Genomic DNA, 872 nt, shown 5'->3' with positions numbered 1-872 from the left:
TGCGCTTAAAGGTGCCGATGATGAAACTAAGGAGAGGTTCTTTGAGAACATGTCTAAACGTGCCGTAGAGGCAATGAAAGAAGAGATGGAGTTTATGGGACCTATACGATTAAAAGACGTGGAACAGGCTCAGCATGGTATTGTTGCTGTTGCCCGTAAGCTTGATGACGAAGGCGTGATAAGCATAGGTGGCGGCGAAGAAAACTCGTTTGTGTAGAGTCTGTTTTATTTTGGAGAATAAATGGCAAGGATAGTCAGAGACGGCAAAGACCTGAAAGCGAGTAAGCCACAGATAGAGGAGTTTGAACCTTTAAGACGTGGCAAATTTGGATACCTGCCAGAGGTTTTCAAAGATGACACCTTTAGCGTTCAGATGCTGGCTGAAGGCGGGCAGTTGTTAGGAGACGGCAACAAACCGCGTAGTGGTGTTCGTCAGGTGTTGGATAAACGAATCAATCCTAAAATTATAACTAGTGCGTCCAAACAGACTGTTAATTCTCATATGCCTATGTTAGGCAACTTTGGCGGTATGTTTTCTCCCTACGAGCCTAGTAGCGGGGAAATGGAAGAGATGAAGAATATGATGCCCGATTTCCAGCCTACGTTCCCAGTAGTTGGCTTGGAGCGAGGAAATGTAAGTGAGCCGAAAGATAAAGATAGCTCTCCAACGGTATCTGCTGATATTTTGCTCAAAATGGACGAGTTGCAAACCCAGCTTGACACTGCTACACAGGAGTTGAGTGGAAAAATTGCGGCATTAGATGAGGCTAGTGTAAAAATTACTGCCCTTAATGAAGAGTTGGCTCAACTAAATCAAGGGTTTGAGGAAGCAAAGAAAGAGCTACCGACCCAACTGGAAACATCTAAGAAAC

The 872-nt window shown here is 44.6% G+C and carries 2 protein-coding genes; both read left to right on the top strand.

Going from position 1 to position 872, the window contains the following annotated elements:
- Window positions 1–217: FliG C-terminal domain-containing protein (locus AC1MDJ_RS08160; RefSeq protein WP_479690416.1), on the top strand; the 217-nt coding region annotated here is incomplete at its 5' end.
- 24 nt (window positions 218–241) lie between these two features.
- Window positions 242–872 (top strand): coiled-coil domain-containing protein (locus tag AC1MDJ_RS08155; RefSeq protein WP_479690415.1); only part of this gene is annotated, 631 nt, incomplete at its 3' end.

It is taken from the genome of Candidatus Termitispirillum reticulitermitis, from assembly GCF_054655775.1.
Note: the sequence above shows the minus strand (reverse complement) of the source record. Positions and strands in the feature narration are given on the sequence as shown.